The sequence below is a fragment of the Alistipes sp. An66 genome (assembly GCF_002161445.1).
In the GTDB taxonomy this organism is placed as follows: domain Bacteria; phylum Bacteroidota; class Bacteroidia; order Bacteroidales; family Rikenellaceae; genus Alistipes; species Alistipes cottocaccae.
The window spans coordinates 138,619-154,501 of sequence record NZ_NFHT01000001.1 but is presented as its reverse complement, the minus strand read 5'-3'; the positions used below and the strand labels follow the sequence as shown (position 1 = coordinate 154,501).

General features: G+C 63.3%; 11 protein-coding genes and 1 other RNA gene. 2 read left to right on the top strand and 10 right to left on the bottom strand.

From position 1 onward, the window contains the following. The gene (locus B5G16_RS00550) at nucleotides 1–2,835 is read right to left on the bottom strand and encodes an outer membrane beta-barrel protein (protein WP_087260028.1); all 2,835 of its coding nucleotides are present in this window, start codon (nucleotides 2,833–2,835) and stop codon (nucleotides 1–3) included. 192 nt (nucleotides 2,836–3,027) lie between these two features. Between B5G16_RS00550 and B5G16_RS00545 the strand changes: the two genes are divergently transcribed. Next, nucleotides 3,028–4,290, top strand: coding sequence for an anaerobic sulfatase-maturation protein (locus B5G16_RS00545; RefSeq protein ID WP_087260026.1), 1,263 nt, complete (start codon nucleotides 3,028–3,030; stop codon nucleotides 4,288–4,290). Between the two features lie 96 nt (nucleotides 4,291–4,386). Here B5G16_RS00545 and rnpB read toward each other — a convergent pair. From rnpB to B5G16_RS00500, 9 genes are all read right to left on the bottom strand, one after another. Further along, nucleotides 4,387–4,805, bottom strand: an RNA gene (gene rnpB, locus B5G16_RS00540) — RNase P RNA component class A. A 147-nt stretch (nucleotides 4,806–4,952) separates the two neighbouring features. After that, the gene (locus B5G16_RS00535; RefSeq protein ID WP_087260025.1) at nucleotides 4,953–6,335 is read right to left on the bottom strand and encodes an aldehyde dehydrogenase; all 1,383 of its coding nucleotides are present in this window, start codon (nucleotides 6,333–6,335) and stop codon (nucleotides 4,953–4,955) included. 16 nt (nucleotides 6,336–6,351) lie between these two features. Further along, nucleotides 6,352–7,161, bottom strand: coding sequence for an SDR family oxidoreductase (locus B5G16_RS00530; protein WP_087260023.1), 810 nt, complete (start codon nucleotides 7,159–7,161; stop codon nucleotides 6,352–6,354). Then, nucleotides 7,158–8,204, bottom strand: a complete 1,047-nt coding sequence (locus tag B5G16_RS00525; RefSeq protein WP_087260021.1) for a VWA domain-containing protein — start codon at nucleotides 8,202–8,204, stop codon at nucleotides 7,158–7,160. The genes B5G16_RS00530 and B5G16_RS00525 overlap by 4 nt, the downstream gene beginning before the upstream one ends. A 12-nt stretch (nucleotides 8,205–8,216) precedes the next feature. Further along, nucleotides 8,217–9,203 carry a vWA domain-containing protein gene (locus B5G16_RS00520; RefSeq protein ID WP_087260019.1) on the bottom strand — a complete coding sequence of 329 codons (987 nt, stop codon included), beginning with the start codon at nucleotides 9,201–9,203 and terminating at the stop codon, nucleotides 8,217–8,219. 15 nt (nucleotides 9,204–9,218) lie between these two features. After that, nucleotides 9,219–10,010, bottom strand: a complete 792-nt coding sequence (locus tag B5G16_RS00515; RefSeq protein ID WP_087260018.1) for a tetratricopeptide repeat protein — start codon at nucleotides 10,008–10,010, stop codon at nucleotides 9,219–9,221. A gap of 11 nt (nucleotides 10,011–10,021) precedes the next feature. Next, on the bottom strand, nucleotides 10,022–11,002 hold the full coding sequence (locus B5G16_RS00510) for a hypothetical protein (RefSeq protein WP_087260016.1): 981 nt from the start codon (nucleotides 11,000–11,002) through the stop codon (nucleotides 10,022–10,024). Next, nucleotides 10,999–11,883 (bottom strand): DUF58 domain-containing protein, encoded by an 885-nt coding sequence (locus B5G16_RS00505; RefSeq protein ID WP_087260014.1) that lies wholly within the window; start codon nucleotides 11,881–11,883, stop codon nucleotides 10,999–11,001. The genes B5G16_RS00510 and B5G16_RS00505 overlap by 4 nt, the downstream gene beginning before the upstream one ends. Nucleotides 11,884–11,885: 2 nt before the next feature. Further along, the gene (locus B5G16_RS00500) at nucleotides 11,886–12,884 is read right to left on the bottom strand and encodes an AAA family ATPase (RefSeq protein WP_087260502.1); all 999 of its coding nucleotides are present in this window, start codon (nucleotides 12,882–12,884) and stop codon (nucleotides 11,886–11,888) included. 409 nt (nucleotides 12,885–13,293) lie between these two features. On the opposite strand from B5G16_RS00500, the gene B5G16_RS00495 reads away from it, so the two are divergent. Next, nucleotides 13,294–15,882, top strand: a complete 2,589-nt coding sequence (locus B5G16_RS00495; protein WP_087260012.1) for a UvrD-helicase domain-containing protein — start codon at nucleotides 13,294–13,296, stop codon at nucleotides 15,880–15,882. The last annotated feature ends 1 nt before the right edge of the window (nucleotide 15,883 follow it).

Below are 15,883 nucleotides of genomic sequence, written 5' to 3'. Positions count from 1 at the left end.
TCAGGGGGCTGTGAGGCCCGGGATTCCGGTCCGTTTGTAGACGCGGAGGTTGTAGGTGAGCTGGAATGCCACGTAGCGTCCCACGGCGAGGTTCGTGACGTAGCGGAGCGTCGTGCCGGTGACGGCGCGGCGGAAGGTCGTGCGGTTCTGGTCGAGCAGGTCGTTGACGCCGACGCTGATCTCCCCGAGGCGGTTTCGGAAGAGCTTCACGCCCAGCATCGCGTTGCAGATCAGCCGCTCTTCGAGGAACGGATCGGTGATGCCGCGGTAGTGGTCGTAGTCGGCGTTGGCGCGGATGACGAAGCGGTTGCGGATGACGAAGGTCGTCTCGGCCCGGGCCTGCTGGTTGAAGTAGGTGTTGTCGATGGAGCGCACCTGCGAGGAGCTGCGGCTCTCCTGATAGCTTCCGGTGTAGCTGATGCGGAAGTCGACGGCTTCGGAGATGTTGCTGCCGAGCACGGCGCCGAGGTTGTAGGCGCGGTTTGCGAGGTTGTTGCGCACGCCGTTGATGATGCTGGGCAGGCGTCCCGCGGAGATCCCGGCCCGGAGGTTGAGGTTCGAGCGCAGCCACCGCACCGGGAATCCGTAGTTGATCTGTGCGCGGAGGTTGCGGTAGCCCGCGAGGTTGACCGGGCGGACGAACTGGTTGCCTTCGCCCAGTGCGGTCCCCTCGTCGTCGATGACGAACGCCGGGGTGTCGATTACCAGCGAGTCGGCAACGGTGTTGGGGCTGGCGGCGAATTCGGCCGAGAGGGTGAAGGTGCGGCCCCGTTCGGGGTTCGTGCGGATGTATTGTCCCGAGATCCGGTGGGTGTAGACGGGATCGAGCCCCGGGTTTCCGGCCACGACGTTCTGGCGGTTCGTGGTGTTGACGATGTTCTGCAAATCCGTGGCCCGGGGGTTCGATGTGCGTCCCGATGCGTTGAATTTCAGTGTGTTGTTCCGGTTGATGGAGATCTCCGCCACGGCATTGTAGGTCAGGTTGTCGAACGTCCGCTCGGTCCCGGTCGGATAGGGGATGACGTAATTCCCCGAAAATCCGTCGTGCTGGTAATAGAGCGTTGTGGCCACTTTGGTCTTTCGGAAGCGGTACTGGTAGGTGGCGCCCACACGGTGGGTCAGGTACGAATAGCCGTATTCGGCCGACTGTTTCGGGTTGCGCTCCGTCGGGAAGAGGTTTTCGGCGGTGAGCACATAGGTGTTGCGCTCGACGCTGTTTTCGGCATAGGAGCAGCGGTATTCGAGGCTCATGCGCGAGCGTTTGGTCAGCGAACGGGTGTAGCTGGCCGATCCGTAGATCTGATATCCGGGCTGGTCGCGGTCCGTGCGGGAGATGTTGCGCGAGGAGTAGGCGGTCGTGTCGCAGGCCGTGTCGTCCGGGTCCCGGAAGGTGTACTGACGGGGCTGGCTCAACTGTTCGTAGCCGCGGTAGCTGCCTCCGACGCCGAGCGTGAGGTTCTGCGATGTCTTGCCCGGCAGGCGGTAGCGGTAGAGGATCTGGTTCGAGAAGTTGAGGCCCCGGCTGTCGTTGTCGCCGAAGTTGCGGCGGCGGTAGACGAAGCGGATGTCCTCCTCGGAGAAGCGGTTGTCCGTGCGGCTGCGGAGTTCGTTGCGGCTGTCGTTGTCCTGAACGCTGAACGACGTGCGCATCATCAGCGAGTGGTCTGCCGCGATCTTGTAGTCGAGGCGCGAATTGAAGCGGTGGTTGAGGTTCAGCGCCTGCGACGTGTTTTCGTCGTCGTAGAGCACGAGTTTGTCGGTCGAGGTGAAGCTCTGCTTCTCGGTCTGACTGACGTTGCGGTTGTCCGTGCGGTTGAAGAAGTAGCTGGCGGCGATCTTGGCCTTCGATCCCCAGTCGTCGCTGTAATTGACGCCCAGGGCCTGGACCGTCGAGATGCCGTCCAGGGGCTTGACCATGAAGTTCTTGTTGGCGGCCGTGCCGTTCGCCTCCTCGGTGGTCCCGAGGATGTCCTCGAACGAGAAGTTCTGGCGGCTGACGTTGTTCACCAGCCCGATTATGGTGATGCGGCGGTCCTGATTGAAGATGTTGACGTTGCCGCCGCCGATGTACTTGTCCGGGATGCCGTAGGCGCCGTAGAGACGTCCGAAGGCGCCGCGGCGCTTGTCGGGACGGGTGACGATGTTCAGGGCGGTGAATCCCTCGCCGGTGTCGACGCCCGTGAATTCCGACTGGTCGCTCTGGGTGTTGAAGATGTCGATGCTCTCGATCATGTCGGCCGGGATGTTGCGGATGGCCGACAGGACGTCGTTGCCGAAGAATTCGCGGCCGTCGACGTAGACGCGCCGGATGTTGCGGCCCTGTGCGGCGATTCCGCCGTCGGCGATCTCCAATCCGGGCATCTTCGCGAGGAGCGACCCGGCATCGGCCCCGAAGGCGACCTTGTAGGCCGCGGCGTGGTAGGAGAGCGTGTCGCCGTGTACGGACGAGCGCAGGGCCGGGGTTTCGATCACCACGTCGTCGATGGCCTCGGCGCGGGGCGTGAGCCACAGCGAGTCGAGGATGACCTCGGCTGCGGCGACCCGCAGGTCGCGGTGCAGGGAGTCGTACCCGAGCGAGGAGATCGTCAGCCGGTAGTCGCCGGCCGGGATCCGCTGGAAGGAGCCGCGTCCGTCGCTGCCCGAAGCGGTGTAGAGCGGAGCGGCGGACGAGTCGCCTCGGCTGCGGAGTTCGGCCACGGCGCCGATAACGGCCTCGCGCGTCGCACGGTCGGCCACGCGGAAGCGGACGCTTCCCGATTGTGCCTGCACCTGTGCGGCGAAGAGGGCACAGAGGGTACAGAGGGCACCCAGAACGGCTGTTTTCCGAAGGTCCATCGTGAGGCGTGAGGTTTCAGTCGGTAAAGATAATCTTTTTTGCGGGTTCGGCCGCCTTTTTTGGAAAACACGGGGGCCATCCGGCAAAAATTCCGGGTGAATCGGCTCTTTTTGCGCCGGGCTTTTCCTATCTTTGTCGGAAAGATCCGGGACGGAGTGCGGATTTGTGCTTCCGCCCGAAAAACGCTGCCGATGAAAAACAAGGATATATTTACCTTTCGGGACGCCGAGAAGCAGGTGGGCCTGGTGGCCTTCACGACGATGCTCAAACCCGCCGGTTCGACCTGCAACCTCGACTGCCACTACTGCTACTATCTGGACAAGGCCGTGCAGTACGGCGGTCGGCAGGCGGTGATGAGCGACGAACTGCTCGAACTTTACATCCGCCAGTATATCGAAGCCAACCAGGTGGATACCGTGCAGTTCTGCTGGCACGGCGGCGAACCGCTGCTGCTGGGCCTCGAATTCTACCGGAAAGCGATGGAGTTGCAGCAAAAATATGCCGACGGCAAGCGGATCGAGAACACGTTGCAGACCAACGGCACGCTGGTCGACGAGGCGTGGTGCGACCTCTTTGCCGGGAACAACTTCCTGGTGGGCATCTCGCTCGACGGACCGCAGGAGATCCACGACGCCTTTCGTGTGACGAAGGGCGGCAAGCCGACCTTCGAGCGGGTGATGCAGACGGTTTCGATGTTCCGGCACGGCGGCGTGGAGTACAATACGTTGAGCGTCGTGAACCGCCTCTGCGAGGGGCGCGGCGGGGAGATCTACCGCTTCTTCCGCGACGAGGTGCACAGCAAATACATGCAGTTCCTGCCGGCCGTCGAACATGTCGTCGATGTGGAGGGTTTCCACCGCCCGCTGATCGTCTCCCCGGAGCGCGAAGGGGCGCGGCTGGCCGAATGGTCCGTCACGGCCGAAGGGTACGGGAAGTTCCTGTGCGACATCTTCGACGAGTGGGTCGTGAGCGATGTGGGGCGTACCTTCGTGCAGATGTTCGACGCCACGCTGGCGCAGTGGTGCGGTGTGCAGCCGGGGGTCTGCTCGATGGGCGAGACGTGCGGCGACGCACTGGTCGTCGAGCACAACGGCGACGTCTATTCGTGCGACCACTTCGTCTACCCCGAATACCTGCTGGGCAACATCCGCGAGACGACGCTCGCGGAGATCTACCGCTCGAAGAAGCGCCGCGACTTCGGCCTGGCGAAGCGCAACGCCCTGCCTGCGGAATGTCTGCGCTGCAAATACTACTTCGCCTGCCGGGGCGAATGCCCGAAGCACCGCTTCGAGACGGGTTCGGACGGCTGTCGCAAGAATTCGCTCTGCGAGGGCTTGAAGGCCTATTTCCGCCACGCGGAGCCCTACATGGACTACATGCGCGACCTGCTGTCGCAGCAGCAGGCGCCGGCGTGGGTCATGCCCTTTGCCCGCAAGCGCATGGGGCTGATGTAGAGGAGCGGTCTCCGGGGCTGCAAAACGGGATTCCGGGGCAGATTTCCGGGGCGGCAAAACAGCAAGGGGAGATCTTCCGAACGAAGATCTCCCCTTTGACGTGCAGGTCCTGTAAGCCGGGTTCTGTTCCCGGAGCGAACTCCGGGCCTCTGTCATTTATCTACGACGGCAGTCACCTGCCGCCTCCAGCAACCTACCCCCCGGCATCGGACGAGCAACCCTTAATTGCCGGTATACATGGTCTTGCAACCCACGGGACGTACGGCCGGATGACATCACTGCCTCCGCGGTGGGCTCTTACCCCGCCTTTTCACCCTTACCGATCGGAAATTCCGGGCGACGGATCCTGCGGCCTTTCGGCTCGTCGGCCCCGCCCGGACGCCTTTACCGGCGGTTGTTTTCTGTTACGCTCCCATGACCTCACGGCCATCAAGTCGTTAGCTTGCGTGGCGCTCTGTGTTGCCCGGACTTTCCTCCCCCGGCCTGTGGCCGGCAGCGACAGAGCGGGCCTGCGGTGCAAAGATAGGGAAAAATTGCGGGATCGGGGCCTTTGTGCGGTGTTTTTCTGTCGCCGGACAGAGTAGGCCGTGCATGCGCCGCCTTTGCCCCCCCCTCTTCCGTTATTTTCAATTTTCGATTCTCAATTTTCAATTGTCCATTTTTCAAAGGATCTTCTCCACCCAGCGGAATCCCTTGTAGGGCGGGTAGCGGAACGGGAGATCGAACCTTTTGGGCGAACTCAACACGGCGCGGCGGTGGGAGAAGGCGTCGAAACTCTCGCGGCCGTGATAACGCCCCATGCCCGAGTTCCCGACGCCGCCGAAGGGCATGCGGTCGTTGGCGATGTGCATGATCGTGTCGTTGAGACACGAGCCGCCCGACGAGGTGCGCCGCAATACCTCTTGCCCCTTCTTCTCCGGTCCGAAGTAATAGAGGGCCAGCGGTTTCTCGCGCCCGGTGATGAACGCCGCAGCCTCGTCGATCCGCTCGAAGGTCAGCATCGGCAGCACCGGGCCGAAGATCTCCTCCTGCATGACCGGGGCCGCGGGGTCTACCTCCGCGAGCAGCGTCGGTTCGATATAGCGTTCCGCGGCGTCCGTGCTTCCGCCGACCAGCACCTTGCCCTGTCGGATGTATCCGGCGACCCGCTCGAAGGCGCGGTCGTTGACCAGCCGCACGTAGTGAGGACTCTGGCGGGCGTCGTCGCCGTGCAGCCGCCGCAGGGCCTCTGCGTAGGCCTTGACGAACGGCTCCTGCAACGAACGGTGGATGAGCAGATAGTCGGGAGCGATACAGGTCTGTCCGGCGTTGAGCGTCTTGCCCCAGGCGATGCGCCGGGCCGCCACGTCGATGTCGGCGCCGCGGTCGACGATGCAGGGGCTCTTGCCGCCGAGTTCGAGCACCACGGGCGTCAGATGCCGCGCCGCGGCCTCCATGACCTGCCGCCCCAGGTCGGGGCTTCCCGTGAAGAAGATCACGTCCCAACGCAGGGCGAAGAGTTGCTTGTTTACCTCGCGGTTGCCCTGCACGACGGCGACATACTCCTCGTCGAAGATTTCGTGGATCATCGCCTCGATCGTGCGGGCTACGGCCGGCGTGTAGGGCGAGGGTTTCAGCATCGCGGTGCACCCGGCCGAGATGGCCCCCACGAGGGGATTCAGCAGCAGCTGCACGGGATAGTTCCACGGCGAGACGATCAGCGCCTGCCCGAGCGGCTCGGAGAGGACGCAGCTCTTTGCGGGCAGGAGTTTGAGCGGTGTCGGACGCCTTTCGGGACGCATCCACCGCCGGAGGTGGCGCAGATGCTGCCGGATCTCGCCCCGCACGATGCTCAACTCGGTGAGGACGGCCTCCTCGCGCGATTTGTGCAGGTCCTGCCACAGGGCGTCGCAGAGCCGCTGCTCCCAGTTGGTGAGGGCGGCATCCAGCCGGCGCAGCATCGTGCGGCGGAACTTCTCGGGGAGCGTGGCTCCCGAGCGGAAACAGGCTTTCTGGGCCGCGGCAAGGGCCTCGATGCGTGCGGTGGGGGTGTTTTCGAGTGTCATGGCTGGCGGAGAGGGGTTATTTGCGTCCGGTGAAGTGGTCCATCGTGTGGTAGATGCCGGCCCAATGGCCGATGATGCGGTCGAACCACGACGTGGGGAGGATGCCCTGCACGAAACGGATCAGGTGGAATCCCCACGGAATGCCCCGGAAATCGCGGTTGCGTTCGATGGCGCGGATGATCTTCCGGGCCGTCTTTTCGGGGTCGAGGATCGGCACGAGGCGCGAATGCACGCCGCGGAACATCCCCGTATCGATGTAGTAGGGGGCGACGGTCGTGACGTGCACGCCGCTGCGGGCCTCCTGCAACTCGATGCGCAGGGAGTCGGACCATCCGATGACGGCCCATTTGCTGGCGGCGTAGACCGACATGCGGGGGTTCGAGATCATGCCGGCGGCCGAGGCGATGTTGCAGATGTGTCCTTCGTTGCGGGCGATCATCGCCGGCAGGGCCTGCAACGCCAGCACCATCGGTGCCGTGGCGTTGACATCCATCGTGCGGCGGATCTCTCCGACCGTCTGGCAGTCGAAGGTCTTGTTGCCGGTGATGATGCCGGCGCAGTTGATCAGGATGCCGACCTCGCCGCATTCGCGGCAGGTCCGCGCGAAGGTGTCGGCCACCTGCTGCGGATCGGAGACGTCGACGCGGTATCCGGCCGTGCGGTCCGGCGCGGCATACTCCGCCAGCGAGGCGGCGATGTTCTGTTCGTTGAGGTCCCAGACGACCACCTTGCGCGCCCCTTTTTCGAGGGCCAGCCGTCCCATGATGCGCCCGATGCCCGAACCGGCACCGGTGATCAACACGCATTTATCCTTAATCCGGGTCATAACGGGTTTCCAGAGTTCTGTTTTTCACGAAAAATGTTCAGGTGCGCCAGCACCGGGTTCCGGCGGTCGAGGATCAGGAACTCCGCCAGCAGCAGCACCAGCGCGGCGATCAGCAGATACTGATATTGTTCGTTGAACTCCTCGAAACGGATCGTCGAGAGCTCCGTCTGTTCCATGTCGTTGATCGTCCTGACGATCTCGTCCAGCCCGATCGACTGCTTCGTTGCGCGCACATAGGCGCCGCCGGTGATGTCGGCGATCTGCGCCAGCATCTCCTCGTTGAGTTTCGAGACGACCATCTCGCCCTTTTCGTCCTTGATGAATTCGCCGCCGATCTGAATCGGGGCGCCTTCGGGGGTTCCGATGCCGATGGTGAAGATCCTGACGCCCATTTCGGCGGCGCGTTTGGCCACGGCGATGGCGTCGTCTTCGTGGTTTTCACCGTCGGTGATCAGGATGATGACGCGGCCGTGGCTCTGCTCCGTGTCGCTCGAAAAGGCCAGCAGGGCCTGTTCCAGGGCCTTGCCGATGGCTGTTCCCTGTTCGGCGACGAGCGACGGGTCGATCTTCCGCGTGAAGGCTCGGGCCATGCGGTAGTCCGACGTGATGGGCAGCTGCACTTTGGGTTCTCCGGCGAAGACCACCAGACCCACACGGTCCTGCTGCAAACCCTCGAAGAGTTTGCCGATGGCGTATTTCGTGCGTTCGAGGCGGTTGGGCTGGAAATCCTCGGCGAGCATCGAGTTCGAGATGTCGACCGTGAGCATCATTTCGATGCCTTGTGCCTTCTCCTCGCGGAGCTTCGAGCCGAACTGGGGGCGTGCGGCCGCGAGGATGACGCACGTCAGGGCCAGGCAGAAAAGCAGGAAGCGGAGCGCCACGCGCCCGGTCGAGACTTCGGGCATCAGTTCGCCGAGCACCTCGGGGCGCCCGAAGCGTTCGAGGCGTTTGCGCCGGCTGCGGGCCGCGAGCCCGAAGAGGACCAGCAGCGCCGGGAGGGCGAGCAGCAGCCAGAGATATTGCGGATTGGCAAAACGGAACATGACGGGATTCTTTTACGGGATACGTTTCAGCACGAGGTTCGACAGCAGGAACTCCGCGAGCAGCAGGCCCAGCGCGGCGAGCACCCACACGAGGAAGAGCTCGTGGTAGGAGATGTGTTCCAGCACTTCGACCTTGCTTTTTTCCAGTTGGTTGATTTCGTCGTAGATGGCTTTGAGCTTGGCGTTGTCCGTGGCGCGGAAGTACTTTCCGCCGGTCATGTCGGCCATGGCCGTCAAGGTTTTTTCGTCGATCTCGACCTTCTGTTTGACATAGGTGATGTTGCCGAACATGTCCACGGCCGGATAGGGCGCCATGCCCTCCGTTCCCACGCCGATCGTATAGACGCGGATGTTCTGTGCCCGGGCGATTTCGGCGGCGGTCATGGGGGTGATCTCGCCGCGGTTGTTCACGCCGTCGGTCAGCAGGATCACGACCTTCGACTTGGCATCGCTCTCCCGCAGCCGGTTGATGGCCGTGGCCAGTCCGTTTCCGATGGCCGTGCCGTCCTCGATCAGTCCGCTGCGGATGCGCGACAGGAGGGTTTGCAGCGTACTCTGATCGGTGGTCAGCGGACTCTGCGTGAAGGCTTCGCCGGCGAAGGCCACCAGTCCGATGCGGTCGCCGTAGCGGTCGGCGATGAAGGATCCGGCGACCTCCTTGGCGGCCGTGATGCGGTCGGGCTTGAAGTCGCGGGCGAGCATCGATCCCGAGACGTCGATCGTCAGCATGATGTCGATGCCTTCGGTGTTGGTCGAGACGTTCTGTTCGATGTCCTGCGGGCGGGCCAGGGCCACGACGAGCAGTGCGAAGGCTGCGGCGCGCAGCACGAAGGGCAGATGCCGCAGGTAGTAGCGCATCGTGCGCGGGGCGTTGGCGACGCCGCGCACGCTCGAAATCTGAATCGCGGCGCCGCCTTGCAGCGTGCGCCAGACGTAGTAGCCGGCCATCGGCACGAGCAGCACGAGCAGCCAAAGGTAGTATGGAGATGCGAAATGCATGGTTGACAAACGTTTTTACCAGTTTTTCCGGCCGCGGACCACGACCCCCTTGTTCTTCTCTTTGAGTTTCTCCTGCGTGCGGTCCTCCTGGGCCTGAATGGCGTCGAGCATCTGCTCCTGCTCCTGCGGGGAGATTCCCGAGGGGGTGGGCTGTCCTTCGCCCTCCTGCGGCCGGTCGGGTTTCGGGGAATCCTGACCGTCGTTCCGATCCTGCCGATCCTGCTGGTTCTGCTGGTCCTGCTGGTCCTGCTGGTCCTGATTCTGCTGATCCTGCTGGTTCTGCTGATCCTGATTCTGGCCGTTCTGGTTCTGTTGGTTCTGATCCTGATTCTGCTGATCGTTCCCTCCGCCGCCGTTCCGGTCCTGATTCTGGTCCAGCAGCCGCTTGGTGTAGGCGTAGTTGTACTTGGCCTCCATGTCTCCGGGATTCAGCCGCAGCGACTGCTTGTAGCTTTCGAGCGCCTCCTTGTACTTCTGCTGCTTGAACCGGGCGTTTCCGAGGTTGTAGAACGCCTCGGCCCGCTCCGTGTCGGAACGCAGCGAATCGGCGGCGGCCTGCATCATGGTCTGTTCGGCGCGGTCGAAGCGTTCGGCCTTGTAGAGGGCGTTTCCGAGGTCGTAGGTGGCCTCGAACTGTCCCGGGGCGGCCTTCAACGCCTCCTCGTAACGACCGATTGCCTGTTCGTAGTTCCCCTTGTTGTACTGACGGGTTCCCTTCCGCACGAGCGAGCGTTCGGGCAGCCGCTGGGCCTGAACCGCCGCGGCCGTGAACAGCAACAGGAGCGTGATATAAAGTGGCTTGTACATCGTTGTGTCGTTTAGTTCTGCATCGGATCGGGCTCTGCGGGAGCCGTCTCCTCCTCGACGAGTTTGGTCTCCTCGACGAAATAGTAGGCTTTCAGATAGTCCGACTCGTTCTGCTCGGCATCGGGCGTGGCTTTGGCGAACTTCACCAGGTCGGCATCGCGCAGGATCGACGTCAGATCCATGCGGGCCTTGTCCGGGAGCTCCTCGCCCCGCATCGACCCGATGATCTCGTCCGAGGTCATCTCCATGGCTCCCACGCCCCAACGGGCCGCAATGTAGGTGCGCAGGATGTCGGTCATCCCCGAATAGTATTGCTTGTGGCGGTTGTTCTGCCAGAGCTTCTGGTTGTGGAGCGTTTCGAGTGCCTGGATGGCGGCGACGTGCGGCGGCAGCGGCGGCGCCGGTTTGAAGAGGTCGCCGAAGCGCTTTCCGCGTTTGGCCAGCCAGCGGTACAGGGCGTAGGCTCCGGCCGCGAGGAGCAGCAGCAGTGCAAGACCCCAGAGCAGGTAGCCCTGGATTTCTCGGAGCCGGAACGGCAGGGTCTTCTGGGGTTTGAGGTCGTAGATCGACTGCGAGGTGGAGTCGATCTGGAAGGTTGCGACTTCGAGGTAGACCGAATCGCGGCTGCGGAGCGTGTCGAGGATGTTCTTGTCGGCGTAGAGGACCTCCGCGGTGCCGAGGTTGTACATCCCCTCCTCGAAGGCGGCCATGCGGTAGCGCTTGCGGAGTTTGAGTCTCCGCCCGTCGCGTTCGAGCGTATCCACGGGGTAATCCTCCACCAGTTCGACCTTCCCGTCGCGGGGGTCGAACACCGGGAAGTCGATCACCTGCACGAGGTCTTTCTCGACGTCGATGACGTAGTCGAAGCGGTCGCCGATCATGATGCTGTCGGGTTCGACATGCGCCGTGACCACGGGCGTCTCCTGGGCGCGGACGCCGGATGCCGCGAGGGCCAGAGCACCGAGCAGGGCTGTTGCGAAGAGTCGTTTCATCGTTGTTTGAACAGTTTCATCAGTTCGGCCACGTAGTCGCCGTCGGTGGAGATCGTCGCCGTGTCGATGCGGTTGTGTTTGAGCGTGGCGTCGATTTCGTCGCTCAACGCGCGCCACGAGGCGGCGTAGTGGTCGCGCACGGCGCGCGAGGAGGTGTCGACCCAGACCTTGCGGCCGCTTTCGGCGTCGCGCAGTTCGACGATTCCGACGTCGGGAAGCTCCGTTTCGCGGGGGTCGTAGACGCGGATGCCGACCAGATCGTGCTTGCTGCCGGCGATTTTCAGGGCGTCGTCCAGCGCCGCGCGGTCGCCCGACGCATCCATGAAGTCCGAGAGGATGAACGTCGTGCAGTGTTTCTTGTTGACGTTCGTCAGGAAGCGGAGCGGTTCGGAGAGGCATGTGCCCTGGGATTCGGGGCGGAAGCCGATCAGTTCGCGGATGATCATCAGGATGTGGCTGCGGCCCTTCTTCGGGGGTATGAACTTCTCGACGCGGTCGGAGAAGAAGATGCAGCCGACCTTGTCGTTGTTCTGCGCGGCGGAGAAGGCCAGCACGGCGGCGATTTCGGTGATGATGTTCTTTTTCAGGCGTCCGGTGGTCCCGAACAGGCGCGAGGCCGAGACGTCGACCAGGAGCATCATCGTCAGTTCGCGCTCCTCCTCGTAGACCTTGATATGGGGTTTGCGCGACCGGGCCGTGACGTTCCAGTCGATGTCGCGCACGTCGTCGCCCGCACGGTACTCGCGGACCTCGGAAAACGACATGCCCCGTCCGCGGAAAGCCGTATGGTACTTTCCGGCGAAGATCTCGTTCGACAGACCGCGGGTCTTGATCTCGATCTTGCGGACCCGTTTGAGAATATCGTTCTCGCTCTCCTGCATCGTCAGGGAACCATTACGTTGTTGAGGATGTCGGTGATGATCTCCTCGGTGGTGATGTTCTCGGCCTCGGCCTCGTAGGTGAGACCGATTCGGTGGCGGAGGACGTCGTGGCAGACGGCGCGCACGTCCTCGGGGATGACGTACCCGCGGCGGCGGATGAAGGCGTAGGCGCGGGCGGCCTTGGCGAGCGAGATCGACGCACGGGGCGAGCCGCCGTAGGCGATCAGGTTCTGCAACTTCTGCAAGTTGTACTCGGCCGGTTCGCGGGTGGCGAAGATGATGTCGACGATGTACTTTTCGATCTTCTCGTCCATGTAGACGTCCTCGACGACCTTGCGGGCCTTGACGATGTCCTCCGGGGTGATGACCTTGTTGACCCGGGGCATTCCGGCCCCCGAGAGGTTCATGCGCACGATGTCGCGCTCCTCCTGCTTCTTGGGGTAGGAGATCTTGGCTTTGAGCATGAAACGGTCGACCTGGGCCTCGGGCAGGGGATAGGTACCCTCCTGTTCGAGGGGGTTCTGGGTGGCCAGCACCAGGAAGGGCTGCGGCAGCGGATAGGTGTTGTCTCCGATGGTCACCTGACGCTCCTGCATGGCTTCGAGCAGCGCCGACTGCACTTTGGCCGGCGAACGGTTGATCTCGTCGGCGAGGACGAAGTTGGCGAAGATCGGGCCCTTGCGGACGACGAAATCCTCGCTCTTCTGCGAGTAGATCAGCGTACCGATGAGGTCGGCGGGCAGCAGGTCGGGGGTGAACTGGATGCGGGAGAACCCGGCGTCGACGGCTTTGGCCAGCGTGGTGATGGCCAGGGTTTTGGCCAGTCCGGGGACACCCTCGAGGAGGATGTGGCCGTTGGAGAGCAGGCCGATCAGCAGCGTGTCGACCAGATGGCTCTGTCCCACGATGACCTTGCCCATTTCGGTGCGCAGCGTATCGACGAAGACCGATTCGCGTTCGATACGCTCGTTGAGTTCCTTGATGTTGATGACTTCGCTCATGGTGTTATGTCTGTTTTTGTTTCGGATCATCTGCTGCATCCCGGCGGTGAGCCGTCTCTCCTTTTTGGGGGCCGCATCGTTCGTGCTCGTTCCGACGGGTTTTCCGGGCGCGGGACAGGGAGCACGGAGCCTCGGGCGGACCGGGATCCGGGGATTCGATCGGGATGGCGGGTGTTGTCGCTACCTTTTTAACGATTCGAATGCAAAGATATTATTTTATTTGAAAAAATATGATCCTTCCCGAGCGTTTTTCCGTTCCGGAAGTCCCCGGCAGCCGGCCGACGGATGCACCCCTCCCGGTCAGGCCCCCGAACCATCCCGGAGCGCCTGCGGCCGCAGACGGCCGGATGCCGGAAAAATAGTGGGTGCGAAAGGCGCTCTTCGTCGATTTCTTATTACCTTTGCGGGTATGGAATCCAACGAATCACCGATATTGCAGGGGCTGAATCCGGCGCAGCGCGCGGCCGTGGTCAACTACGACTCGCCGTCGCTGATCATCGCCGGGGCGGGGTCCGGGAAGACGCGGGTGCTGACCTCGCGCATCGCCTACATGATCGAACGGGGTGTCAAGCCGTGGAACATCCTGGCGCTGACCTTCACGAACAAGGCCGCCGAGCAGATGCGCGAACGCATTGCCGGGATGCTGCCCGACAACCGCAGCCGTTACATCCGCATGGGGACGTTCCACTCGGTTTTTTCGCGCATCCTGCGCGAGAACGCCGACCGGATCGGCTTCACGGAGTCGTTCACGATCTACGACTCGGCGGACAGCCGCAACCTGCTGAAAACCGTGATCCGGGAGCTGAACCTCCCGGACGAGAAGTACAAGCCGGCGTCGATCGCGTCGCGGATCTCGCTGGCCAAGAACAAGCTCATCACGCCGGGGGCCTACCTGGCGAACGCCTCGCTGGCCGCCGAGGACCGGCAGATGCAGATTCCCGAGTTCGGGAACATCTACAACATCTACTGCCGGCGTTGCAAGCACAACGGCGCGATGGACTTCGACGACCTGCTCTTGCAGACGAACATCCTGCTGCGCGACTGCCCCGACGTGCTGGCGCGCTACCAGGAGCAGTTCCAGTATATTCTGGTCGACGAGTACCAGGACACGAACTATGCGCAGTACGTCATCATCCGGCGGCTGTCGCAGCACCACTCGAAGGTGTGCGTCGTGGGCGACGACGCGCAGTCGATCTACTCGTTCCGCGGGGCGAAGATCGAGAATATCCTCTCGTTCCGCAACGACTACCCCGATGCGCAGGTCTTCAAGCTGGAACAGAACTACCGCTCGACGCAGACGATCGTCGAGGCGGCCAACTCGGTGATCGTGCACAACGCGAAGCGCATGGAGAAGAAGTGCTTTTCGGAGGGGGCGCAGGGCGACAAGATCCGCATTTTGAAAGCCTATACCGACCGTGAGGAGGCCGAGATGGTGGTTTCGGACCTGCGCGACAAGGTGCGTGCGGCGGGTGACGAGTGGTCGGAGGCGGTGATTCTCTACCGCACGAACAACCAGTCGGCCGTGCTGGAGGACAACCTCCGCCGCCGCGGCATTCCCTACCGCATCTACAAGGGTTCGTCGTTCTACGACCATAAGGAGGTGAAGGACATGATGGCCTACATTCGGCTGGTGATCAACCCGCGCGACGACGAGGCGTTCCGGCGGATCGTCAACTGCCCGGCGCGGGGCATCGGCGACACGACCGTGCAGCGGATCGCCGATCTGGCGGAGCAGCGGGGCGTCTCGATGTGGGAGGCTGTCGACGCACTGGTCGCCGAACCGGCGACGGATGCCGTGCAGCGGGCCATTGCGCGCAAGGTTGCGGAGTTCGTGGCGATGATCCGATCGCTTTCGCTCGCCCGCAACGACAGGAGTCTCTACGACTTCGGTCTGGAAGTGGCCTCGCGGTCGGGAATCCTCGCGGCCTACCGGGCGGAGAACACCCCGGAGGCGGCTTCGGCGCTGGACAACATCGAGGAACTGCTGAATTCGATGCAGGAGTTCAAGGAGCGCTGCGACGCCGAGATCCGCAACGGCGAACGGCAGCCCGAGGAGGAGGCGACCGTCGAGGAGTGGTTGCAGGGGATGATGCTGATGTCCGACATGGACAAGGACGATCCCGGGAGCAGCAACAAGGTGACGCTGATGACGGTCCACTCGGCCAAGGGGCTCGAATACAAATATGTCTATATCGTGGGCCTGGAAGAGAACCTCTTCCCCTCGCAGCGGGCCGCCGAGACGCCGGACGGCATCGAGGAGGAGCGGCGCCTGTTCTACGTGGCGCTGACCCGTGCGAAGGTCGCGGCGACGATCTCCTACGCGGAAATGCGCTTCCGGTGGGGTAATATGGAGTTTTCGCGTCCGAGCTGCTTCCTGCGCGAGATCGACCCGCGTTACGTCGAGACGGAGGTCGACCTGGGCGAAGAGCGGATGCCGCGCCCGGGCGCCGACGGTGCGTCGGCCATCGACGAACTGCGCCGCCGCTTCGACTACCGCTTCCAGCAGAAACAGCAGACCTCGCGCTTCGGCGGCAGCGCCTCGTCGAACGGCTTCGGATCCCGCAACGGGGGTGCATCCGGCGGTTCGGGCGCATCCGGCCGCAACGGGTACGGCTCCGGAAACTACGGCGGCGGGGGGCGCAGCAGCAGCTTCGGAATGCCTTCGGACGGGGAATCGGGCCCGGCGCGACGCTTCGCGCGGGCACCGCAGCCCCAACGCTCCGCGCCGCGGCCGACAGCTCCGGATCCGGCGCTGGTGCAGCCGTTGCGGAGCTCGACGGAGGGGATGCGGCGTCTCGGCGTGCGCCCGGCCGGGGAGAGCGGCTCCGCCGCGGCCGGCGAATATGCGGTCGGCCAGCGGGTCGAGCACCCGAGCTTCGGGGTCGGTATCGTGGAGCGCATCGAGACCCTTGCCACGGACCACAAGCTGGTGGTCCGCTTCGACAACGCCGGGGTGAAAACTCTGCTGGCGAAGTTTGCCAAACTGACCAAACTCTGAA